This is a genomic window from Bacillus sp. AFS037270 (assembly GCF_002585305.1).
This window is the reverse complement of the sequence record NZ_NUNF01000044.1, coordinates 126,391-149,573: the sequence shown is the minus strand read 5'-3', so window position 1 is coordinate 149,573 and position 23,183 is coordinate 126,391. Positions and strand designations below refer to the sequence as shown.

Below are 23,183 nucleotides of genomic sequence, written 5' to 3'. Positions count from 1 at the left end.
TGACCCTGCTTTCGCCGGCCTGTTGACAAGTCGCCCTATATCGGAGCTGACCAAGGCGCTTGCGCTTTTCTTATTAAGGGAAACGTTATCTTTAGTAATTTCAGGAAGATTGATTATAATGGATGGTAGGAGCCAAAATAGTAAATAACACTTTTCGAAGAAGGGAATGGTGTAAATGGGTTATTATGACGATCATACACAGGGACGCTACCGAGAGCAGAGAGGTAAAAGAGGCAGTGTGTTTCTCGCCAGCCTGGCCGGTGCAATAATAGGCGCAATTATTGTGATCCTTGCCATTCCAACTCTATCAAAGCAAGGAGTATTGCCCTATAAACTAGCAACAGATCAAAATCAGGCAGCAGAAACAAATACTAATGATAACCAGCAGAATGTAGTCGAGAAGGTTTCATATGACGTAAATACAAATACGACAAAAGCGGTTGAAAAAACAGGTGCTGCAGTCGTTGGCATTAATAATATCCAATCATCAAGTTTCTGGTCTGATAATGGGGATTCATCAGAAGAAGCTGCTGGGACCGGATCAGGAGTTATTTATAAAAGGGCAGGCAATAAAGCCTATGTGGTGACGAACCATCATGTTGTAGAGGGTGCAACAAAACTTGAGGTAAGCTTGGATGATGGAACAAAGATTCCTGCTAAGCTGCTAGGCAGTGACGTTTGGACAGACTTAGCCGTGCTTGAGATCGATGCAAGTAAGATTAAAAAAGTGGCGGAATTCGGTAATTCTGACAGTCTGAAGATGGGAGAACCAGTTATTGCAATTGGAAATCCGCTTGGGGCAACTTTTTCTGGTTCTGTAACCCAAGGAATTATTTCAGGTCTAAAAAGGACCATCCCTGTTGATATCAACCAGGATGGTGTGGTTGATTGGCAGTCTGAGGTATTACAAACGGATGCTGCAATTAACCCTGGTAACAGCGGCGGAGCGTTAATCAACATGGCGGGACAGGTCATCGGCATTAATTCAATGAAAATATCTCAGGAGGCTGTTGAGGGGATTGGTCTCTCCATCCCGATTAATTCCGCTAAACCTATCATTGATGATCTTGAACAGTTTGGCGTTGTTAAACGTCCATATATGGGTGTGGATTTAAAGTCAGTGAGTGAAATTCCAGCGTATTATCAAGAGGAATCACTAAAATTACCTCGTGATGTCAATTATGGTGTCGCCCTTCGTCAGGTAATGCCAAATTCACCAGCCTCCCAAGCAGGATTACAAGAGCTGGATGTCATTGTTGAAATGGATGGGGAAAAAATAAACGATGTGATTGACCTTCGAAAACATTTATATCAGAAAAAGAAAATTGGCGAGAAATTAAAGGTTAAGTATTATCGTCAAGGAAAGTTAAAGGAGACTACTTTAACGCTGTCAGGCGAAAAACTTGAATAAGCATTAATTTGGGAAAGTGAGTCATTCACTTTCCCATTAATATTTGTATGTTATGATGGATGAGGCCAAAAGTATGATAACCGTTGGAAAGGTAAATATAATCTTAATGAATTTGTTTGAAAGTGAGGAGTAAGAATGATTTATAGCTGTGAAGAGCATGTTGACATTGCATTAGATGATATTGTGGATAAGTATCAGACTTATCCAGTTTTATCACAAGTATCTGTGGATAAATCAACTGCTAGTTGTGAATATTGTGAAAAACAGGCTGTATATATGGTGGCGAACAAATGATTCCATACAAGATGTGGATAAAAAATGTGAATATGTGGATAACTTCTGTGGATATCTTGTTTGTAAGCTGTTTGTAATTAAGTTGAAAAGGGTTGTGGATTGTGAATATCTCGATCATAACGGTTGGTAAGTTAAAAGAGAAATATTTACGGCAGGGAATCGAGGAGTATTTAAAGAGATTAACTGCTTATGCAAAAGTTGAAATGGTGGAGGTTGCAGATGAAAAGGCTCCTGAGGAATTAAGTGAGCTTGAAATGCTGCAGGTGAAGCAGAAAGAAGGCGAACGGATTTTATCTAAAATCAGCCAGGATACATATGTGATTGCGTTAGCGATTCAAGGAAAACTTCAGTCATCTGAGGAGTTGGCTAAAAACTTAGATCAGTTAGCTACCTATGGAAAAAGTAAGGTTGCATTTGTGATCGGGGGATCGCTGGGTTTGAGTGATGAGGTAATCAAACGCTCAAATGAGCAGTTGTCTTTTTCAAGGATGACTTTTCCACATCAACTAATGAGGTTAATCCTAGTTGAACAAATATATCGGGCGTTTAGGATTAATAGGAATGAACCGTATCATAAGTAATTTTCTAAAAATAGAAATGGGGCTGTCCAAAAAGTCAGGTAACTACTAATCTTTGGTAGCCCCCTCTTATTTTATTTTAGGTTGCACTGATACCAGAAAATCATCCCGCGCATGTCGCCAGCTACTTTCAGAAAATGATCCTAAAAATACAAAAGCAGGTGGAGAAAAACGAATGATTTTTCTCCACCTGCTTTATTTTAGGGACTTATCAGACAGCTCCTTCTTTATAATAGCCTTTATCTATATAAACCCTGCTGGATTTTAGCTGATATCAATCTTTTTGGATGTAATATGCATTCAGTTAAGTTAAGGCCGTACGTTTCAGTGAACGATTAAGTCATTGTAAGTTTTTGAAGAATGCAATCTACCATTTCATTGATATCCTCGTTTTCCTTGTTTTTTAGGAATTCGGGCTTCAGCACCTGGAATTTCTTCGCCTCATAGTAATCGTACAAAGCCTGTTTCAATGAGAGCTCCTCTTCCATTAAAAAAGGGGAATTAACCAGTTTTCTTAGTACAGTTTCATCCTGCATAATGATGATCGTGGGATTCAGCTTATTAAAGACTCCTGCTTTCATGCCATTGAAATAAAATGAATGAAGGGTAGACAATTGTTCTGTTCTTGATTGCATCTTTTTATCATAAAGAAGTGGGCAGCTTCTTTTTAAATCATTCAAATAAATATCTGAAGCATAAATAGCTGAAAAAACAGCTTGTTCAAACACTTTTCGAAAACGAAGTGGGTAAGATAACTCTTCGTTGGAAATGGCTTGACCAGCTTCATTTATATAATCAATACAGATATTAGTTAGTTCCATGATGATGTCTTCCTTTGATGAAAAATAGTTATACAAGGAAGCTCGACTCAAATTCATCGTGCGGGCAATATCTTGAATGGTAAGGGAAAGGAATCCTTGGGTACGAACGACATCAATCATTTTTTTTACATAGGCCCTTCTCATCATCTGTCTTTCACCAGGTGCAATTTTTCTCAAAGTATCACTCCCTTTATCCCGAAATTATATCATAATCCAATACAGTGAATGAAGATTCTGGTATTCCAATTCTTCCTAGTTTACAACGGAAGGAAAGTAAGGTATGGTTATATAGTCAACATTTTAGACAATTTATATACATATTGTCTAAAGTGAATGAAAACAATAATCTTTTACAAACATTAGAATAAATACTCAATAGGAAAAGAGGAGAAGATAAAAATGACTAACATGACGACATCACAAGTGACAAATGATTTTAATAAAATTACAACAGAACGCCGTTCCATAAAAAATTACGATCAATCAGTAAAAATTAGCCGCGAAGAGATGACGGAAATTCTTACATTGGCAACACGTGCTCCATCTTCAGTTAATATGCAGCCATGGCGCTTTCTTGTGATTGAAAGCCCTGAGGCAAAAGCAAAGCTTGCCCCACTGGCTCGTTTCAATCAGACCCAGGTTGAAACATCATCAGCCGTTATTGCTGTTTTTGGTGATTTGAATAATTTTGAGAAATTCGAAGAAATCTACGGCGCAGCGGTAGATAAAGGATTTATGCCTTTAGAAGTAAAAGAACGAATTCATGCATCCTTTACTGGCTATTTTGAAACCATTTCACGCGAAGAGATGAAAGAGGTGGTTTTGGTGGATGGCGGTCTAGTATCTATGCAGTTCATGCTTGCTGCCCGCGCTTATGGATATGATACAAATCCAATAGGCGGATATGAAAAGGACCAAATTGCCGAAGCTTTTGGATTGGATAAAGACCGTTATATTCCAGTTATGTTGATCTCTATTGGTAAAGCAGCAGATAACGGATATCCATCTGTACGTCTCCCAATTGACCATGTCACACAATGGAAGTAATGAAATATAAACAAGAAAGGATTGAGGTGCAATGATTATTATTCATGCTACATTCCATATAAATCCAGTGAAGCAGGACATTTTTCTGGAGGAAATCCAGCCACTAATCGCTTCTTCAAGAGAAGAGAACGGAAATATTTCTTATCGTCTTCAAAAAGATGTAGAAAACGAAAATGTATATACGATGGTGGAAGTTTGGCAGGATATGCAAGCTGTTACCAGCCATAATTCAGGCAATCACTTCACTAAGTTCGTAGCTAAAGCAAAAGACTTCTTGAGTGCACCATTAGAGGTTAAAGCATTTGAAGGAAAGCCATTAAAAGTATAGAATTGTATTCTTAAATATAATGAAAAATAGAAAGGGTGTCCCAAAAGTATAATTTAGGGACACCTCCTTTTTTGCGTCTATAATAAAGAAATTAGGGGACACTCCATCGTATTCTTCTATAAGATTTTTAGCAGTTTCGTTAATTTTCAGTCAGGATTTTCTTTTTCATATGAAGAAAAAGAATAGCTGAATTTCTCCACTTGCGCATATGCTTACTTTAATATTCTCCTTTAATGACAAAAAACGAGCCCCGAATGGTTCCAGCTAGTTTAGACTTCTGTCTAGCAAACTTAAACTTCCCTTCTAATTCCTTTGGTACCTCCATCCCCTCAGAAAGTTTAAAACCAACGGCCCGCTTCTTAGGATCATCAACCGTATACATGACGTTGACCCCAAGACCATCCTCATAAAAGACGTAGGCAAATTTGATATTTTCCACTTGAAAACGCGACGTTTCTAAAGGTTTGGCCGCAAACTCAATATCACGTTCTTCTTTCAAAATTCGGCTCACATAATCAAGGGTCTCCTGGCTTTCGCTAGCTGGTACAACCGTAAAATCATGCTTGTATTTGTTCATAAAGTAACGAGCTTCATTAGCACGTAAACCAGCGAGTGCTTCTGCTGCGGGTGAAGACTCTAAACCGACCGTAGACACATTTTTAAAATCAACGATGGACAATTCCATCACTCCTTTTATTTCTTTATCTCCTAACAATAGGAATCCACATTTCACCAAATACTAAGCCGTTTCGTTGCCCCATCTCAACCGTTGCATTTGGCCCGCCAACATATGCAAAATTCTTTGCTTCTGGCAAGACTTGACCAAAGGCAATGCCAGTAAGCTTATTACTCAACTCATCAGCCGTTTTCTCTTCCCCTTTAACAACCAGGTATTCTCCCTTAGGGAATTGGATAACTCTTGATTCTTCTGGTAGCGATGCCTCTGTCATGACGCCAGCATAATGCATCATCTTGTTATTCACCGCCTCATTCACGGCAAAAATGTAATCATTGGTGGCTATGGCTTTTAACATGTCAAGCCTTCCATCTTGTTTGACGGCCGACCAAAAGTCTGCCTTTTCCTTGTTTATGCCAGCAAAGTCGGTGTAAACGCTCTTAAGCTCAGTTCCAATACCTAAAACGGTAAAGCTTTCTTTTTCTTCTAATGTATAATTTTCCATATTAAAACCTTCCTTTTTTTAAAATTATCAAATGATTTGTCTTCTCACTTGATGAGTTTATAATAGTCTTTAATCGTGTCAAAAAATGATACTGTTTAGGAGGCCCCGATGAAAAAAGTTGAACGAATTAATATCATTATGCGGTATATCAACAACCGATCCCACTTTACAATTTCTGAGATCATGCAAGAATTTAACATCTCTCGTTCGACAGCTATTAGAGATATCAGAGAAATTGAAGCCATGGGGATGCCGCTTGTCGCTGAAGTTGGAAGGGATGGGGGTTATTTTGTCATGAACAACTCTGTGATGCCCACAGTTCGCTTTACTGATAATGAGATCAAGGCTCTTTTTATTGCCTTTATGGCTACAAGAAATCAACAGCTCCCCTATCTAAAGAGTCGTCAGTCTTTAGCTGAAAAATTATTAGGCCTCATCTCAGAAAACCAGCAAGATGACCTTGTTCTTTTAAATCAAATCTTGCTTTTTGAAGGGACCAACCCCAATAATCCCGACCTGCTTGAACTGTCAGACCTACCCCATCCTATGTTAGAAAAACTCATCCAAATCCTTCTTTCGGATCGCTATTTATTGATTACCATCCAAGAAGAGAAGGTAATCAATTCATATCCAATTTTTCTTTTGCACCTTTATCGTGAAAAAGGCAGTTGGCTGATTGATGGCTTTGATGTAAAGGATGAAAAGAGGAGGATTTTCCCTGTCGACAATCTCACCAATGTCGAACCATACCCTATGGAAAAAAGATTAAGTAAGAAAAAAATTTTAGAAAGACTAAGGAAGCAGGAAGAAGTAATCAACCTTGTCCTTGAACTTGGTCCAAAGGCGATTGCCCAGTTTAAAAAATACAATCCTTTAAAAGTTTCAATTTCCTATACGAATCCTTACCAAAGCACAGCCATTCTAAAGACTTTTATCAATGTCAATAATTCAGAAGAATTGACCGAAATAACAAATTGGCTGCTTTTCCTAGGTGAGGATATCAAGGTCAGGGAATTACCAGAAGAAGTCTTAGAAGGTTTACAAAAGAGATTATTCCTATACTGCCCATAAGCAGTGCCAGTTAAAACCTCTAAATTTTGAGTTTGTCCAGTTGCCAGTCCCACCTCTATTTGCACACCCACAGGAGATGGAGGTTTCTGAATCTTGAATATACTATAAGAGGTTAATAGTATTTTCTATACTGTAATTTCAAGAAAAAACGTAGAGAAATGGAAGAAAACTAATTAGTGAATCACTACAAGTTTGTAATTTATCTCGTAGGATTTTCTGAATTTCCTTGCCTGTAAATTTCCTATCAATAACAAATTCATACTATTTTGAATAAAGATGTCTTAATTGTTAACTATTCTTATAATTTGGTTGACATTTAAGATGAGATTCATTATTATCATAGTTGTAAAAAGTACATATTGATGATTAGGAGATATAAGAATGAAAATTAAAGAAATTACCTTTGTAGGTGTGTTTGCCGCTGTCATGGGTGCTCTAGGAGTAGTTCCGCCTATTATGCTTTCTTTTACACCAGTTCCCATTACATTACAAACTCTAGGTGTTCTTCTTGCGGGAGGGGCATTGGGAGCAAGATTAGGTGCGATGAGCCAAACGATCTTTTTATTACTTCTCGCTGCTGGAATGCCTCTTCTATCTGGAGGAAGAGGTGGACTAAGTGTATTTGTCGGACCAAGTGTTGGTTATATAATTTCATGGCCTATTACGGCTTTCTGTATTGGTTATCTACTATCACGTTTTCAAACTTTAAAAATACAACATATTTTATTTATTAATCTGACAGTTGGAATTCTATTAATCTATTTAATTGGAATTCCTGTCCAAGCATTTATGATGGGCATTCCTCTTTTAAAAGCTGTTCAGTTAAGTTTAATTTATATCCCAGGGGATGTCTTAAAAGCCATACTAGCTTCTATTTTAGTTTACAGACTAAGAAAACACCCAGTTTTTTCACGCTCATTAGCAACAAGTTATTCCAATAACTTATCTAAAAATATCTAAATCTTAAGAGACACCAAGATGTGTCTCTTTTTTATAGAGGAGATTTATCATGGGAAATATTACAGAATCATATAAGACTTTCGCAAAATTATCCCCAGACAAAATCGCAATCCATACGAATCATCAACAAATCAGTTATCAAGAATGGTATGAATTAATCAATCAAACAGCGAATTGGCTTCATTCTTTTCATTCAGAAAATAAAACAATAGGCATCCTTTTGCCAAACGGTATCCCTTTCCTACAGCTCTTTGCAGGAGCCGCCAAGGCAGGATGGATTGCTGTTCCATATGATTTGAAATGGAAGATAACCGAATTGGAAGAAAGGGTGATACTTTCGGATCCATCTATCATTGTCACAACTAGAGAAATTTACTCTCAAATCAAACAAAGTATTCCAAATGTAATGATTTTGGATGATAGTTTACAGCAAATCTCTCAGTTCGATCCTACAACTGTATTGAAAACGGAAGGAAATCTGCCTTTTTACATTGGATTTACATCTGGTACGACTGGAAAACCAAAAGCATTTGTTCGCTCCCAAGATTCGTGGGTGGCTAGCTTTGATTGCAATCGTTTTGATTTCGGGTTAGATGAATCTGATCAAGTTCTTATTTCTGGTGCCTTAACCCATTCTCATTTTCTGTACGGAGCCATTAGCATTTTGTATTTAGGTGGAACCGTCTTTCTTTTAGATAAGTTCTCTCCTATTGAAGGACTATCATGGATACATTCCTTTCCAATTACAACGATATATGTAGTTCCGACAATGGTAGAAGCATTCTTGAAAGAAGGAATTCAAGTCGATAAGTCTATAAAAATTATTTCATCTGGTGCAAAATGGTCGGATAGATCTAAATTAGAAATCCGTAATATGATTCCTAACATGACTATGTACGAGTTTTATGGGGCTAGTGAATTGAGTTTCATTACTGTACTTCCTGATAGTGAAGGTATTCAGAAGGCTACAACTGTCGGAAAGCCTTGTTATGGTGTAGAGGTACAAATACGGCGTCCAGATCAGGAATTAGCAAAGCCAACTGAGACCGGAAAAATATATGTAAGAAGTAAATTGATGATAAATGGGTACTTTGATCATGGTGAAAGGACTATTCATTCAATTCAAGATGAAGAGGGGTGGGCCACAGTCCATGATATGGGATATTTGGACGAAGATGGCTTTTTATATATTGTAGGTCGTGAACAAAATATGATTTTATATGGAGGAATAAATATTTTTCCTGAAGAAATAGAAAAAGTGCTTTCCTTACATCCAGATGTCGAAGAAGTTGCTGTAATAGGCCTATCAGATTCGTATTGGGGCCAGGTTGTTGCTGCGGTAGTGAAAGGAAAAAGTAGCCAATTAGAGTTAAAAAGATTTTGTAGGGCTCATTTATCTTCTTATAAAATTCCACGAAAGTGGTTTTTTCTATCTGAAATGCCATATACAACGAGTGGCAAGATAGCTCGTGCCGAGCTAATAAAACGAATGGAAAAAAAGGTGGTCAATGATTAAAAGAGCGGTAATTGTCCAAGCGAAACGAACACCAATTGGAAAAATGGGTGGAATCTTACGAGATATTCAGCCACATGAGCTTGCAGCTCCTATCCTCCAACATTTAGCGAATGGATTGGAAGAAAAAATAGAAGACATCATTTTGGGAAATGTAGTTGGGCCAGGTGGAAACGTAGCTCGAGTTGCTGCATTAGAAGCAGGACTTCCTCTTTCTGTACCGGGAATCACAATTGACCGTCAATGTAGTGCAGGATTAGAGGCGATTCGAATGGCATGTTACTTTGTCCAAGGCGGAGCTGGCCGTTGTTATATTGCTGGTGGTGTAGAAAGTACGAGTACCTCTCCGTTTCCAGCTAGAGCAAGATTTTCTCCTGAAAAAATTGGCGACCCAGATATGGGGGTTGCAGCAGAATATGTGGCTGAAAAATATGCTATTTCAAAGGAAATGCAGGATGAATATGCACTATTAAGCTATAAACGCAGCTGGGAAGCTTACGAAAAAGGATATTTTAATCAAGAGATTATTAGAATTGGTGATCTCTACCAAGATGAAGAGTTTTTTAGGAAAAGAAAGATGGAAGTACTTTTAAACAGGATGAAGCCTATATTTAAAAGGAACGGTACAGTTACTGCAGCGAACAGCTGTGGGATACATGACGGGGCTTCGGCTGTACTTGTCATGGAAGAAAACATGGCATTAAATAATGGATACCATCCTATTTTACGTTTTTTGGATAGCGAAGTCTCAGGTGTACTTCCGACTTATCCAGGAGAAGCTCCTATTCCTGCTATTCAAGCCTTAATAAAAAGAAACCAGTTAACCATTGAGGACATTGACCTAATTGAAATAAACGAAGCTTTCTCTTCTAAGATTGTTGCCTGTACAAAAGAACTTTCTATTCCTTATGGCAAGTTAAATGTTTGCGGAGGAGCTTTAACGCTAGGACATCCTTATGGAGCTTCGGGAAGTATCATGATCACAAGGCTTTTCTACGAAGTACAAAGACGAAAGGATATCAAATATGTACTAGCCGCGATTGGAAGTGGTGGAGGAGTTGGAGTAGCAGTCCTATTCGAGGTGGTAACATGAAAACTAAGGAACATGAGATTATTTTTATTAAAGAAGATGTCCAAAAATTTGTCCAATTGATTAGTGATCGAAATCCTATTTATCAGAATTTGGAGAGGGCAAAAGACTATGGTTTCGAAACGATCCCTCTTCATCCAACCATGCCAATGATGGCTTATAAATGGCTTGCCTCCCCTTTGGAGCTACAACATCCTGTTATTCATCGAAAACAGAAATGTATCCAGCATAAGAGAATGTACATTGATGAGGTCTATAGAGCGATAGTTGAAGTTACAGATCAATTTCAACGTCAAAACGTTACTTTTATTAAACAAACTCTATATTTATATAATAGGGATGGAAAACTTTGTTTTGAAGGAATATCTGATTTGATTGTGGGTGGTTTGTCTTGAATATGATTACTTTTCAAATTACCGAAAAGGACGTTGAACAATATGCTGTCATTTCTGGTGATTACAATCCAATTCATTTAGATATGGAGGCGGCGAAACAACAAGGATTCACTAATAAAATTGCCCATGGAATGCTAACAGTGGCCAAAGTGTTAAGTGTACTTTCGAATGAAGCTCTCATTCCACAAGAGTTGTTGAGTCAGTATGAATTTACCTTTATCTCCCCTGTTTTTGTGGGAAGTCTAGTAACACTGACTATCAAACAAGCGGAGAATAAAATAAGAGTAGAAGGAAAATGTGGAGAAAAGATAGTCGTAAAAGGACGTTTGATAGTAGTTAGAGGAAATCCCTGATGATTTATACTGGAAAGATGTGTGAGTCCAAGAGGAATCTCCTCAAAATTCTAGCAAAGTATTAAAAAATAAGAGCCTAAGATTAGGCTCTTATTTCAATATAAACAAAGGAGCTTGACAGCCCCCCTCATTCAATGGAAGGGAATCACCTAGTAACCGGAAACCTTGAATTTCCACCTTCAATCCTTCCTTAGAATGAAAATATTTTAAGCTACTTGAAAACAGGGATCATTGAAATATACAACTTCAGAGAGAATGTTACAGCCCTTCATGTTTTTGAGAGCCTCTCTTGCTTCTTCTTCAGTTTCGAATTCAAACAGGGAAATGTTTGATTCTAAATAACGAGTTATAATCCACATAAAATTTCCTCCTATTTTTTTTACGTTTTTTCTGTCCTGCAAACAGAATATCAATAAATATGGCTACAGAAGACATATGCTGTGTTTAACCTTAAAGTTGATTTAGCTTTAATGAAGTTTCAATCCAGGAATTGAAGATTTAATTATTAATTGCTACGGATTAATGATAATGCAATAATGGAAATATATAAAATGCTAAAAAATTATAATGACATATAAAAAACTTTTATATGGTGGAATTTGGGTTAAGATGGTGGATTATCGTGATTGGGAAATACTGAAGGTCCTCTATAGTCAGAAGAACCTAACAAAAGCAGCACGGCTTTTGTTTATTACCCAACCTGCATTAACCAACCGTTTAAAGCACATGCAGGAAGAATTAGGTGTCAAAATAGTAACCCGTGAAAGTAGAGGAGTTCATTTTACCCCACAGGGAGAATATCTTGTTTAGTGTGCCGACGATATCCTTGCTCAATATAACAAAATAAAAGAGCATGTTAGGAATATGAATTATAACGCAGGAAATGAAGTTGTAGGAACATTGAAATTAGGTGTATCCAACTTTTTTGCTAATTATGAACTGCCCTATATTTTGAAATTATTTAAAAGCCAGTATCCTCATGTGGAATTTAAAGTGATTACAGGTTGGAGTAAAGATGTAACGAAACTTATACACAATAAGGATGTTCATATTGGCTTTATTCGCGGCGACTATAGCTGCAGAGGACTGAAGAAACATTTATTATTTGAAGAAACAGTTTCTGTTACATCGAGGGAAGCGATTGATATCGTTGATTTGCCAAATCTCCCTAGAATTGACTATAACGGAGATTATTTATTAAAATCATTAATTGATAATTGGTGGGCAGAAAACTATTCACAGCCGCCTTTTATCAGTATAGAAGTGGACCAGGTTGATACTTGTAAGGAAATGGTTATAAATGGATTAGGCTATGGCTTCTTGTCCAGCCGTATTCTTAATGATATAGGTGATTTATATAAAATAGTTTTAACGGATCAAAAAGGAAATCCTATATTACGCAGAACATGGATGTATTACCATAAGGAATCCTTGGAATGGAATGTCGTGAAGGCTTTTGTGAATTTTATTGAGACATTGGATACAAATGCTTCAAAAAAGATTTAACCCCATGTTGTTAACGCTGATTTTTAGATTCAAATTCTTAAAGGTCACGGTGAACCGTATCATAAGTAACAGCGTGGAGGTTGACTGCAAAATTGAGGGTTTTGGAGCGATGAAATAAAAATCTGAATTTGTTAAAAAGGTATAACTCGAATGTTCATTCAAAAAGCCCTGCAACCCCTTGTTATTTAAAAGGAGGTGCAGGGCTTTTTTAGTAGATTGAAACCTCAGGTTAGGACGGTTTTTAGCATGTTAGTTTAATATTGTTACCTTTACTTGCTTTACTCCAAAATTGATTGCATCATGCTCAGAAGGAATAAAGATATCAATTCGATTTCCTTTAATGGCTCCACCAGTATCTCCAGCGACTGCTTCACCATAGCCTTCTACATGAACTTTACTGCCAAGTGGTATAACAGATGGGTCAACTGCGATGACCTTTGCATTTGGGTTTGCTTTAAGGTCAATTCCAGTAGCCGTAGTACCAGAGCATCCCTCACACGAAGCCGTATAGGCAGTTGCTTTCACTGTAATTTCTTTTGAACTTGTATTATTTGTTGATGCTGCTGGTACCGCAGGGACACTTTCCTTTGAACTTGTATTACTTGTTGATGTAGCTGATACTGCAGGTGCATTTTCCTTATGTGCTTGGGCTGCAGGTATAGGCTGTTTTTCAGTTACAGTGTTATTCACAGTATTTAAACTATCAAAGATTAGTAGATTTAAACCAGGATGGATAAGATCGGTATGTAATTCGTTCCACTCTTTAAGTTGCGAAACAGTTATTTGATTATCCATGGAGATGTCCCATAGTGTGTCACCTTGTTTAACAGTATATTGTTTTTTCGGTGAAATGGTTAGAATATCTCCGGGATGTATAAGGTCCGTAGTAAGGCGATTCCACTTTTGGATATTTTCTAAAGATGTATTATTCTCACGTGAGAGATCCCAAAGGGTATCACCTTTTTGTACTGTAATAGTTGCAGCTTGTACATTAGCACTTACAGTTACTGAGAGTATAGCAACTGCTAAAATTGTTATCATTATTCTTTTAAGCATTCTTTTCCCCCCATGTTCTTTGGTTGCTAATTTTTCATAATAGTAACATAGATATTTCTGAGACAAAGAACAGGGAGATGTTAAATCGTTTACATCTATGGCATTTATATTGCGATAATATTTCTGAAACAAATGAATATTCTATCTACGGAACCTTAGCCAATTAGTTACAGGAATAAGTTAAAGAGGCAATTTTTGAATGTATGTCTTTCTTAAAAAATCCATGGAGGAAAAGGATTATGTGATATCACATAATCCTTAATAATAGATTAGTTGTTAAATTACTTAAGAAAGAGAGGGCAGTCTTCAATCGATGTGCTTTATCATTACGGGAATGAAATGGTTTTTTCATAGTTTTATACTTCTTTATCCAATTCCCCAAACCTTTCGTAGTTCAGTAGGTATGAGAAATGGGGTATATTGATAATCGGTCATGACGAGTGACTGGCGCTTAAGAAAGGCCAGCCCAAGTCGATTGACCGTACTTCCAAAAAAGCCTGTATAATCTGAATCAAGAAAAAAGCCCATTAGCTCTTTAAATTTCATAATTTTTTTCCAATTGGTGTGCGGAACTTTCATCCAGTCTGCTATTTCATTTCCTACGGTTTCTCGGATAAGAGCAGGGATAATGTTGTCAAACATCTCACCGGGAATGAGGCCTGCATGAAATTCAAGTAAAGCACGGGTCATCTGGACTCCTTCAGGAGACGGCCCGTGGTGTCTTTTTTTAATGATTACCTCTAACTGACTGGACTCTTCCATGGTTTTAGGGATAATATCTTCCCGAACTCCTAGCATGATTCCGACAATTTTCCAAAAGTACAGGTAATCTTCCGCCTGTTTTTCTGTTATTTTCATACCTAAATGGCGCAGCCCTTTAATGATAACACTGGAAAAGGTTAATAGAGTACCAAGCAGATCCTCCTGACAAATGGGGATGCCATTTTCTTTTTCGTCCCATCTGCCAGTTTTTTTTATCAAATGCCGAATGGCTGAATGCATTAAACGGACTTTTTGAATTGCTTTGATTCCCTTTCCTCCGGATTCAAGTCCGCCTGGTGCCATGACTTGGAGGACAAATTGCCCCGTTTCTGCTATTCTGCGATATGCATTTTGGCCTAAGCGATAACTGAATGTAAGGACCTTTACACCTTTACGTGCCGCGTAACAATACACAAGTGAGCATGTTGATAATAAGAAGGTGATGGCAATGCCATGTTCCCGAAATAAGTCAGTTGCGTTTCTTATTCGTGCCCAGTCCACGCCTTCTGGGCAATAAGCGGTATCCTTCAGCCAACATTCAATATTATCAGGCAGCTCCTCCGGATACTCTTGGTCATTGCGCATTAATTGTTTCAACAAATTATTTACGGCGCTGACCTGACTGTTCTTGAACATTTCTTCAATTATTCGGTCCGGAACTGGATCACCTTCCATCCGTAACTTCTCCAAAAAATCGTCTGTATAGAACATTCCTTTCCCCCTCTTACTATCCCTTGGTAGATCAAAAGACTTAAAATGTTTTACATATATATTTCTATTAGGACATTATTATGAAAATGTGTTTGATGTTAACAAGGTAGTGAAATATTGGTTGAAGTTCATGCAGCTAGCTTAAATCTGGTTGATTACCAAACTGCAATTAGCGGCAATTCTAATTGGGTTTATCCTCATATTCTCGGTTTAGACTCAGCAGGAGTGGTGGCGGAAACCGGTGATGGGGTAACACACACAATGGAAAAAGGGGGATTGTGTCGTATATCATTGGGATCTTACTAAAAAGGGAGATTATGCAGAGTTTACAGTTGCAGCTGCAAACAGATTATGTGATTGATTACCGTGATGAAGACATTCTGGCCAAAGTCATGGAGATCACCAACGGGTGTGATGTAGATGCTGTGTGGATGCAGTAAGTAGACAAAGTGCAACGGATTCTCTGGAAATCCTTTCCTTTCAAGGGCACATCGTCTTTATCTGTGAGACACCTGACTTTACAAAAAAAAAAATAAAATCTTATACAAAAGCTGTTTCTTATCATGAAATTGCTCTCGGAGCAGCTCAACAATTCGGTGACCTTATTTAAAGAAGTACGAAAAGCAGCTACATGTATAGCTGCTTTTTCAATGGGGTGACTAGTACCAAAAGATTTTTAGTTTTATGTATATTGACCTAAGATAATACCTTTAACTAAACTTTTCTATCGACTGCTTGAGGAGGTTGCTCTAACCATTTTTCTTTTATAGCTAAAAGTAAACCTTGTCCATAATACTTCTTCATGTCTTCAGATATTTTCTCTAATTTAGACACAATATCCGTCCTTAGACTGGAAGTCATAGACTGACTTATCATGGCAAAACAGAATATCCCTAGACAAGTATTTACAAAGAACAACAATAATCTATCGGAGAATGGAGACATCTCTACATCGGAAAATTTATAATCCCCAGATGCTGATATCGGAATATTTTCTTTTTCAAGAACTTCTTGAAGTGAATCTAATACTTTTTTTATTCCATCTCTACCTTTACTAAAGTGTTGTTTTACCTCTTTTGCTTTGGCTAATTTATTAAAAGTAACAAAAACCATTTCTGAAAACTGTGCTCTATGAACAATTCTGGATAAATTAGAAATTTCAGCAGCATTTAGAGGTCTTGAACCACCAAAAAAACCATTTAGATAGAACATGGAATCTGCAAATTCTACCTCACTATCTATCGCGACTTGTGGAGGCTTCAAATATACTCCTTGTGATAACATTAAGTCCACGATTTCATTCTGGATTTTTACGGAAAATGCAATATTAACTTGGAAATGATCTCGAACATCTTTTCTAGTGCAATCTGATAATGCAATTGGATATGTACTCATCGAAAGGTGTGTCAGATCAAAACAAAAATACAAAATAAATGTATCTGAAAATACTTTGAGTGCGTCAATCCTTACGTCCTCTTCAGTAAAACCACGAGGAATAGCAAGATTTTCTTTGGTGAAAATTACCTGTAGTTCATTGATGCTCTTTTTAGATTGATTTAACATCTTTTCTATCACTTGTTTTATTTGACGATCTTCTGTGCTGGCAAAAAAATATTCAAAAAGTCTTTGCTCCATACTGTTCTTTAGATAGGAAGACCAAAGGTTAGATACTTCGTTTGTAGTTAATTCTATAAAAGGCAAGTCGTTGTTTGTCTGGCTCATTATAATCACTCCTTTCTAATTATTGTCACTCTTATAACGAAATTTATTACAATGCCTATCAAAATAGAGGATACCAACCAATATGTATGAAAGCCAATTCAGTATCAAAGAAAAAACAGCAAGTCTGCATTTCTAGAAATGGCTTTAACTTAAGAAGACCGGGAATTGATTTCTTGGTCTTTTTTTGCTGTTTGTTCCCCTGTACATAACATTACTGTAGAATTTTTAAATATTTATTGGAAACGCTTAAAAAAACAATTGAAAGAAATTTTTTTACAAGGTATTATAAATACAGGCAAAATGTTCACGTTAACATTCAATTAAAAGAAAATGGGTAAGAAAACCAATACTGCGGAAATTGCGGAATAAAATTTTTTGATTTATTTTGTTAACGTTAACAAAACCTTTTGTAACTGATTCGGCTTTTTAAAAAGGCAATATTTACAATTAAGAAAGATGGTGAAAAACATGCGTGACCTCATAGATGAAAATTTTATTTGAAAAATGAACCAGCAGTCCGAAAATGGGGAAGCGCCAAATAGAAATGAGTTATTAGGAAAGATTCTCCAAGGCATTGTTAACAGAATGCATAAGAATTCTTTGGTTTTGATCTATAAAAAAAGACCCCACCGATATTACTAGTATTATTGGCGAATAATATTAGTAAAGTGGGAATCTCATAAAAAATTTATCAGAACAATTATATCAAAAAGTTACATGTCCATTCAAGATAACTAGTTTAAAAGAATGAGATATCATATATCTTAGGTAGTATTGCAAGCGGATTCATATTTGATTTTTATTGAAAATGCAGGTCCTATTACATAAGGGTGGTGTATTTATGACAGAAAATCTTGCAAAAAAATTAAAGGAAGATAATAACGGATCGGCGGAACAAGGTAAAATTACCACAAAAGAGAAAGTTAGTTATGGATTTGGTGATTTTGGAAACGGATTCATGTTTGACTTAGGTCAGTCCTATTTAATGCATTTCTATACAGACATTGCTGGTATTAGCGCGGCGGCTGCGGCAGGTGTTTTTTCATTAACGAAAATTTTTGATGCTTTTATGGATCCTTTGGCAGGCTCCATTATTGACTCAAGGACACCTGGTAAACGCGGTAAATTCCGTCCTGTTATGATGCTTGCATCTATTTTGCTGGCCGTTATGACGGTCGTTACATTTACAATGCCGGACCTATCAATGGGTGGGAAAATTGCTTGGGCGTATGGTACCTATATGGCATGGGGGCTAATCTATTCATTTACAAATGTTCCTTATGGTTCTTTGGCTTCCGTTATGACGAGGAATGTTGGCGAGCGTTCGATTATGGCATCAACACGGCAAGCAGGATCCATCGGTGCTCAATTAGTTACTGGTGTTGCTTTTGTTCCAATCTTGATGCTATTCCCAAGTCAAAAAATAGGTTATCCAATAACGGCTGCCATTATGGCATTAATAGGTATTATTGGTTTTTGGATTTGCTATAAAAATACAAAAGAACATATTAAATCTGAGAATGTTAAGGGGAAGGAAAAGCAATCAGCGAAAGACTATTTCCGAGTTGTCTTCACAAACCGTCCATTGTGGTGCTTAATTTTAATGACTCTGTTTACGATTTCAGCAATGAATACGAATAACGCAATGATGATTTATTTCTGCCAATATAACCTTGGCCACGTGGGTTTACAGCCAATTATTAACTTCATCCAAATGGGTAGTTCAGTTGCAGGTATTGCCTTAATTCCAATGCTAGTACGCCGCTATGGCAAAAAGAAAACAGCAATGGCAGGTCTCTTAATTGGTGTCCTTGCCGATGGTTTAAACTTTATTATCCCAACAAACATTTATACGTTTATTGTCTTAGTATCGATTGGTTATGCCGCTTTAGCCATTTCAAATGGTGTTACATGGGCATTTGTTTCAGATACCATTGATTATGGACACTGGCACACTGGTGTTCGTAAAGAAGGTGTTACATATGCAGCATTCAACTTCTCTCGTAAAATTGCACAATCACTTGCTGCTCTAGTTTCTGCTGGTGTTCTTGCTGCAACTGGCTATGTTGCGAATGCTCACCAATCTGCAGGTACACTTCTAGGAATTAAGGGTACAATGACTCTTTATCCAGCTGTTGCCTTACTGTTTGCTGCTATCATTCTCGGCCTACTATACAACTTGTCTGATGATAAATTCAGGAGCGTTGCTAACGATTTAAATAATGGCCGTTGGGAAAATGGAAGATTCTAATAATAAGAGTGACCAATGAATAAGGACTAGGGGGTTATAACCACTCCCCCGTCTTTTAGAAAAACAGCTAAGCGGCTATAATAGTATTCAATCATATGTACTCTTGGTAAAATTAGAAGCGGAAGGTTAAATGAAGGGTGAGAAAAATGGTCACAATTAAAGATATAGCGAAACTGGCAAATGTATCCCATACGACTGTCTCCCGTGCATTAAATGACAGTCCGCTTATAAAGCCAGGAACTAAGAAAAAGATACAAGAAATAGCTGCTCAGCTAAACTATATACCTAACTTTAATGCAAAAAGCCTTGTCATGCAAAAGTCTTATACCATTGGCCTTTTCTTTACAAGTATTTCAAATGGTACATCACCTAGTTTCTTTGCAGACACTGTAAAAGGCGTTAATAGTGTGATTAATGAGAATTATAATTTATTTGTAAGAGGTATAGATGATTATCATGACTTTTCATCGATTCATCATAAAAGATTCGACGGGATTATCCTGATGAGCCAAAGCGAAGTGGATAATGCTTTTATCTATCATGTGCTTAATCAAAAAATTCCTATTGTTGTCATTAATAGAGAGGTCAACGATCAGTCTATTATAAATATCTTATCTAACGACCGGGAAGGCTCGTGTCATGCAGTAAAGTATCTCATTGAAAAAGGCCATAAGGATATTGCGGTTATTGAAGGGATTAAAGGGTTTAAATCCTCATTGGAGCGGAGAGAAGGATATTTAAAAGCACTGATTGATGAGCAGATTCCTATTCGTAATGAATACATTGTTAACGGAAATTATGATATGGAAAGCGGATATAAGGCGATGGAAAAATTGCTGGACTTAAAGAATCCGCCAACGGCTGTCTTTTGTTCAAATGATGACATGGCAGTTGGTGCAATCAATGCAGCTTTTGCAAAAGGGTTAAATGTACCAAAAGATATATCTGTAATCGGCTTTGATGATATTCAAGTCGCGCAATATACAAACCCTTCATTGACAACGGTAAAAAAACCGATTGAAAAGATCAGCAGACACGGGGCAGAAAAGATCTTAGAGGCTGTTGAAAATCAAGAAATGAAGGGCGAAAAGATTTTTGTTGAAACAGAGTTAGTCATAAGAAAGTCGGTTTCTGAAGGGGAATAATGGTTATTCCCCTTCAGCTGCGAACTCGTAAACATTATAAACAAAAAATAAAAAAGCCAAAGTCGAGGATCCTAGTCTTGTCTTGGCTTTTTTATCTTAGATTTACCGTTTCATTTCAATCATAAATTTATACCGGTCAGCACGATAGGAAGACCGAACATATTCAACGGGGGTTCCGTCCTTTAAGAAGGTTTGTTGTTGAATCAGCATGATCGGAGAACCTTTTTTTATTTTTAAAAATTTGGCTTCCACTTGATTGGCAATCGACGATTCAATGACTTGTGAAGCGTGATCAATTTGAAAATTCAATTGTTCTTCAATAAAGGCATAAACTGACTTTTGGACAATCTGTTCCGTTAGACCTTTCACAAGGTTTGCCGATATATAATTCGATTCTAAGGCCATAGGGACATCATCAGCTAACCGAATACGTTTAATTTCATAAACGGGGCCATATTCTTGAATACCGAGCTGGCTGGCAATTTGACTAGTTGCAGGTATAATTTCGAAGGAAATTAACAGACTCCCTGGTTTTAGCCCTCTAGCAACCATGTCTTCGGTAAAGCTTCTTAATCGATGAAGTGGTTGTTCAATTTTTCGCTCCGAAACGAAAGTACCTTTTCCCTGGATTCGGTGTAGATATCCATCATTCACAAGCTGGGTGAAAGCTTGTCTCACCGTCATCCGGCTGATTTGATATTTTTCGGCATACTCTCTTTCGGGAGGAATGGAATCACCAGGTCTTAACTCACCCTTATCAATTAAATCTTTTATAAGCTCTTGAAGCTGATAATATATTGGGATGGGGGAATCCTTTTTAATCATTCTCCTCTTAACTGCATCCTTTCTTTTTAAACTCGGGAAACCGGTCTGCTCTCATTTAAAAGGATACAGAGAGGAAGAACTCAACTGTGAACCTTTAAACCAGCAATTGCAGCCTTATCTGCAATAATTGTAACACATGGATGATTTTTGAGCACAGATGCTGGGAATTTTTCATCTACATTTTCAGTCAAAAGCCTCTTCAAAGCTTCTTTTTTTGCTTCCCCGGAAACGAGCAGGAGAATTTCTTTGCTTTTCATGATCGTGGCAATTCCCATTGTAATTGCTTTTGTTGGAACTTCCTCCAAGCTACTAAAAAATCTTGCATTAGCCTGTCTTGTGGAAGGAGCTAGTTGAACCACATGGGTTTGGGAACTGAATGATGTTCCGGGTTCATTAAATCCGATGTGGCCATTTGCGCCGATTCCAAGAATTTGAAGATCAATTCCATTATGTTTAGTAAGTAAATCCTCATAAAGCTCGCATTCTTTTAAGACATCATCGACAGTTCCACGTGGAACAAATGTGTTATTCTTTTGAATGTCAATGTGATTAAATAAGTTATCATTCATATAATAACGATAGCTATTTGGGTTGTCTCCAGAAAGTCCGACATATTCATCTAAATTGAACGTTGTAACCGCTTGATAGGAAGTCCCATTCTTTTGATGATCGGCAATTAAATTTGAATAGATTCCCATCGGAGTCCCGCCTGTTGCGAGTCCAAGCTTAATTTTAGGGGATTGATTGACCTTTTGAATTATATAATCGGCAGCTATTTTACTCATATCTTTATAATCTGTTGCTTCAATAATCTTCATGTTGTTTTTCCTCCTTTAGTATAGGCGACCTTCCCACGGCATAACGTCATGTAGACATCTAAGTTCTCGTCAAGAATAACAATATCAGCATCTTTTCCTACAGAAATACTGCCCTTACGATCAAAAATATTCAGTTGTTTAGCTGGATTGACAGCGGCCATCTCAATAGCCTCTTCGATTTGGCAGCCAGTAAAAGATATAATATTTTTTACGCCCTGACCTAATTTTAAAATACTTCCTGCAAGAGTTCCGTCACTCAAGATGGCTTTGCCATCCCGTACGGTTACGTCCTGCCCGCCCAAATCATAGTTCCCGTTTTTTAGACATTTAGCCCGCATGGAATCCGTAATTAAAATGATTCCTTTTTTCCCTTTTTGCTGATAGGCGAGGTTCACCATTTCTGGGTGGACATGCACCCCGTCCACAATGAGTTCTGCTTTTAACTCTTCTTTTAAAAATGCTGCCCCTACCACGCCTGGTTCACGGTGATGCAATCCGCGCATTTGATTGTACAAATGTGTTACATGGTTTACTCCTGCATCGATGGCCTCCATTACTTGTTCAAATGTTGCGTCGGTGTGGCCAATTGATGCAATCATTCCATTTGCTTTTAAGTGCCGCACCAGTTCAAGACCGCCTGGCTGCTCGGGAGCCAGTGTGACAATCTTGATCGTGTGACCGGAGAGCTCTTCCCATTTTTTAAACAACTCCAAATCTGGATTAATAATATGTTGAATGGGTTGAGCTCCTGCTTTATTTTTATTCACAAAAGGACCTTCAAGATGGATTCCTAGTATTTCTGCTTTTCCTGGGGCCTGCTCTCCATTGATGTACGTTCCGGCATTCACTAATGCCTCTTCAATTTGATGTTCTTCCTGGGTCATGGTTGTTGCTAGAAAGCTGGTGGTTCCTTCGCCTGGTAGTGCCTTGGCCATGATATCCATAGCCTCTTTCGTGGCATCCATGGTATCTGCTCCATTGACCCCGTGGATATGAACGTCGATAAAACCTGGAACAGATTTAAATGACAACGGAATGTCGAGCACCTCAAATTCTTCCTGTAGGGAAAGATTTTCAGTTGTTCCTAATTCCACTATTTTTTGATTTTTTATTTTTATATAGCCATTTTCAATCCATTGATCTTCAGAATATATTTGAACTCCCTTGAGCAAAATAGGTTTAAAATTTGTAATCATTTTAATTACTTCCTTTCTAGACACCTGTAATTCTATCATCTGCAAATTATAGATGTCTATACCAATTTTTTGCGATTGTTATAGGTATTTACTTATATTATATGGTAAACAGTCAAGGTTTTCCAATAAATTCATTTATTATTGGTATA

Annotated in this window: 25 protein-coding genes and 1 pseudogene; 16 read left to right on the top strand and 10 right to left on the bottom strand. The window is 37.3% G+C overall.

From position 1 onward, the window contains the following. Nucleotides 1-175 precede the first annotated feature (175 nt). The 3 genes from COD92_RS21820 to rlmH all read left to right on the top strand — a co-directional run bounded on the left by COD92_RS21820 (nt 176) and on the right by rlmH (nt 2,286). Nucleotides 176-1,411 carry a S1C family serine protease gene (locus COD92_RS21820; RefSeq protein ID WP_098532943.1) on the top strand — a complete coding sequence of 412 codons (1,236 nt, stop codon included), beginning with the start codon at nt 176-178 and terminating at the stop codon, nt 1,409-1,411. A gap of 135 nt (nt 1,412-1,546) precedes the next feature. Continuing rightward, nucleotides 1,547-1,705 carry a CxxH/CxxC protein gene (locus COD92_RS21815; RefSeq protein WP_098532941.1) on the top strand — a complete coding sequence of 53 codons (159 nt, stop codon included), beginning with the start codon at nt 1,547-1,549 and terminating at the stop codon, nt 1,703-1,705. Between the two features lie 101 nt (nt 1,706-1,806). Continuing rightward, nucleotides 1,807-2,286, top strand: coding sequence for a 23S rRNA (pseudouridine(1915)-N(3))-methyltransferase RlmH (rlmH, locus tag COD92_RS21810; protein WP_098532939.1), 480 nt, complete (start codon nt 1,807-1,809; stop codon nt 2,284-2,286). Nucleotides 2,287-2,618: 332 nt separating this feature from the next. On the opposite strand, the gene COD92_RS21805 is transcribed toward rlmH, so the two are convergent. After that, entirely contained in the window at nt 2,619-3,281 is a 663-nt protein-coding gene (locus COD92_RS21805) for a TetR/AcrR family transcriptional regulator (protein ID WP_098532937.1), read from the bottom strand. Between the two features lie 231 nt (nt 3,282-3,512). Between COD92_RS21805 and COD92_RS21800 the strand changes: the two genes are divergently transcribed. Together COD92_RS21800 and COD92_RS21795 are read left to right on the top strand one after the other, a co-directional pair. Further along, nucleotides 3,513-4,151: a nitroreductase family protein gene (locus COD92_RS21800; RefSeq protein ID WP_098532949.1), complete on the top strand. Its 639-nt coding sequence runs from the start codon at nt 3,513-3,515 to the stop codon at nt 4,149-4,151. 31 nt (nt 4,152-4,182) lie between these two features. After that, complete coding sequence (locus COD92_RS21795) at nt 4,183-4,479, top strand: putative quinol monooxygenase (protein WP_098532935.1); 297 nt, start codon at nt 4,183-4,185, stop codon at nt 4,477-4,479. 217 nt (nt 4,480-4,696) lie between these two features. Here COD92_RS21795 and COD92_RS21790 read toward each other — a convergent pair whose 3' ends face one another. Together COD92_RS21790 and COD92_RS21785 are read right to left on the bottom strand one after the other, a co-directional pair. After that, complete coding sequence (locus COD92_RS21790; protein ID WP_480254401.1) at nt 4,697-5,164, bottom strand: phage tail protein; 468 nt, start codon at nt 5,162-5,164, stop codon at nt 4,697-4,699. 16 nt (nt 5,165-5,180) lie between these two features. Beyond that, entirely contained in the window at nt 5,181-5,660 is a 480-nt protein-coding gene (locus COD92_RS21785) for a GyrI-like domain-containing protein (protein ID WP_098532933.1), read from the bottom strand. A 108-nt stretch (nt 5,661-5,768) separates the two neighbouring features. On the opposite strand from COD92_RS21785, the gene COD92_RS21780 reads away from it, so the two are divergent. From COD92_RS21780 to COD92_RS21755, 6 genes are all read left to right on the top strand, one after another. Then, nucleotides 5,769-6,731 carry a helix-turn-helix transcriptional regulator gene (locus tag COD92_RS21780; protein WP_098532931.1) on the top strand — a complete coding sequence of 321 codons (963 nt, stop codon included), beginning with the start codon at nt 5,769-5,771 and terminating at the stop codon, nt 6,729-6,731. A 381-nt stretch (nt 6,732-7,112) separates the two neighbouring features. After that, nucleotides 7,113-7,691 carry a biotin transporter BioY gene (locus COD92_RS21775; protein WP_098532929.1) on the top strand — a complete coding sequence of 193 codons (579 nt, stop codon included), beginning with the start codon at nt 7,113-7,115 and terminating at the stop codon, nt 7,689-7,691. A gap of 49 nt (nt 7,692-7,740) precedes the next feature. Continuing rightward, a complete protein-coding gene (locus COD92_RS21770; RefSeq protein WP_098532927.1) occupies nt 7,741-9,207 on the top strand; it encodes an AMP-binding protein in 1,467 nt (488 codons plus the stop codon). After that, nucleotides 9,203-10,297, top strand: a complete 1,095-nt coding sequence (locus COD92_RS21765; RefSeq protein ID WP_176541439.1) for an acetyl-CoA C-acyltransferase — start codon at nt 9,203-9,205, stop codon at nt 10,295-10,297. Before COD92_RS21770 ends, COD92_RS21765 begins: the two co-directional genes overlap by 5 nt. Further along, nucleotides 10,294-10,689: a MaoC family dehydratase gene (locus COD92_RS21760; RefSeq protein WP_098532923.1), complete on the top strand. Its 396-nt coding sequence runs from the start codon at nt 10,294-10,296 to the stop codon at nt 10,687-10,689. Before COD92_RS21765 ends, COD92_RS21760 begins: the two co-directional genes overlap by 4 nt. 2 nt (nt 10,690-10,691) lie before the next feature. Next, nucleotides 10,692-11,042, top strand: a complete 351-nt coding sequence (locus COD92_RS21755; RefSeq protein ID WP_255286837.1) for a MaoC/PaaZ C-terminal domain-containing protein — start codon at nt 10,692-10,694, stop codon at nt 11,040-11,042. Between the two features lie 206 nt (nt 11,043-11,248). Here the strand turns inward: COD92_RS21755 and COD92_RS32190 are convergent, their stop codons facing one another. After that, complete coding sequence (locus tag COD92_RS32190; protein ID WP_176541438.1) at nt 11,249-11,401, bottom strand: hypothetical protein; 153 nt, start codon at nt 11,399-11,401, stop codon at nt 11,249-11,251. 253 nt (nt 11,402-11,654) lie between these two features. Here COD92_RS32190 and COD92_RS21750 point away from each other — a divergent pair. Beyond that, nucleotides 11,655-12,548, top strand: a pseudogene (locus COD92_RS21750) (LysR family transcriptional regulator). A 249-nt stretch (nt 12,549-12,797) separates the two neighbouring features. Here COD92_RS21750 and COD92_RS21745 read toward each other — a convergent pair. Continuing rightward, entirely contained in the window at nt 12,798-13,604 is an 807-nt protein-coding gene (locus COD92_RS21745) for a 3D domain-containing protein (protein WP_098532919.1), read from the bottom strand. Nucleotides 13,605-13,970: 366 nt separating this feature from the next. Further along, a complete protein-coding gene (locus tag COD92_RS21740; RefSeq protein WP_098532917.1) occupies nt 13,971-15,077 on the bottom strand; it encodes an oxygenase MpaB family protein in 1,107 nt (368 codons plus the stop codon). Nucleotides 15,078-15,194: 117 nt separating this feature from the next. On the opposite strand from COD92_RS21740, the gene COD92_RS33430 reads away from it, so the two are divergent. Beyond that, nucleotides 15,195-15,383: an alcohol dehydrogenase catalytic domain-containing protein gene (locus tag COD92_RS33430; RefSeq protein WP_176541437.1), complete on the top strand. Its 189-nt coding sequence runs from the start codon at nt 15,195-15,197 to the stop codon at nt 15,381-15,383. 11 nt (nt 15,384-15,394) lie between these two features. Next, nucleotides 15,395-15,517 carry a hypothetical protein gene (locus tag COD92_RS32965; protein WP_255295289.1) on the top strand — a complete coding sequence of 41 codons (123 nt, stop codon included), beginning with the start codon at nt 15,395-15,397 and terminating at the stop codon, nt 15,515-15,517. 274 nt (nt 15,518-15,791) lie between these two features. On the opposite strand, the gene COD92_RS21725 is transcribed toward COD92_RS32965, so the two are convergent. Next, a complete protein-coding gene (locus COD92_RS21725) occupies nt 15,792-16,799 on the bottom strand; it encodes a DUF3231 family protein (protein WP_098532911.1) in 1,008 nt (335 codons plus the stop codon). 841 nt (nt 16,800-17,640) lie between these two features. Between COD92_RS21725 and COD92_RS21720 the strand changes: the two genes are divergently transcribed. Beyond that, nucleotides 17,641-19,050, top strand: coding sequence for a glycoside-pentoside-hexuronide (GPH):cation symporter (locus COD92_RS21720; protein WP_098532909.1), 1,410 nt, complete (start codon nt 17,641-17,643; stop codon nt 19,048-19,050). 146 nt (nt 19,051-19,196) lie between these two features. Next, the gene (locus COD92_RS21715) at nt 19,197-20,195 is read left to right on the top strand and encodes a LacI family DNA-binding transcriptional regulator (protein ID WP_098532908.1); all 999 of its coding nucleotides are present in this window, start codon (nt 19,197-19,199) and stop codon (nt 20,193-20,195) included. Between the two features lie 102 nt (nt 20,196-20,297). Here COD92_RS21715 and COD92_RS21710 read toward each other — a convergent pair whose 3' ends face one another. The 3 genes from COD92_RS21710 to nagA all read right to left on the bottom strand — a co-directional run bounded on the left by COD92_RS21710 (nt 20,298) and on the right by nagA (nt 23,034). Continuing rightward, on the bottom strand, nt 20,298-21,020 hold the full coding sequence (locus tag COD92_RS21710) for a GntR family transcriptional regulator (RefSeq protein ID WP_098532906.1): 723 nt from the start codon (nt 21,018-21,020) through the stop codon (nt 20,298-20,300). An 80-nt stretch (nt 21,021-21,100) separates the two neighbouring features. Beyond that, a complete protein-coding gene (gene nagB / locus COD92_RS21705; protein WP_098532904.1) occupies nt 21,101-21,838 on the bottom strand; it encodes a glucosamine-6-phosphate deaminase in 738 nt (245 codons plus the stop codon). Next, nucleotides 21,835-23,034 carry an N-acetylglucosamine-6-phosphate deacetylase gene (nagA, locus tag COD92_RS21700; protein ID WP_098532902.1) on the bottom strand — a complete coding sequence of 400 codons (1,200 nt, stop codon included), beginning with the start codon at nt 23,032-23,034 and terminating at the stop codon, nt 21,835-21,837. Before nagA ends, nagB begins: the two co-directional genes overlap by 4 nt. Nucleotides 23,035-23,183: the final 149 nt, after the last annotated feature.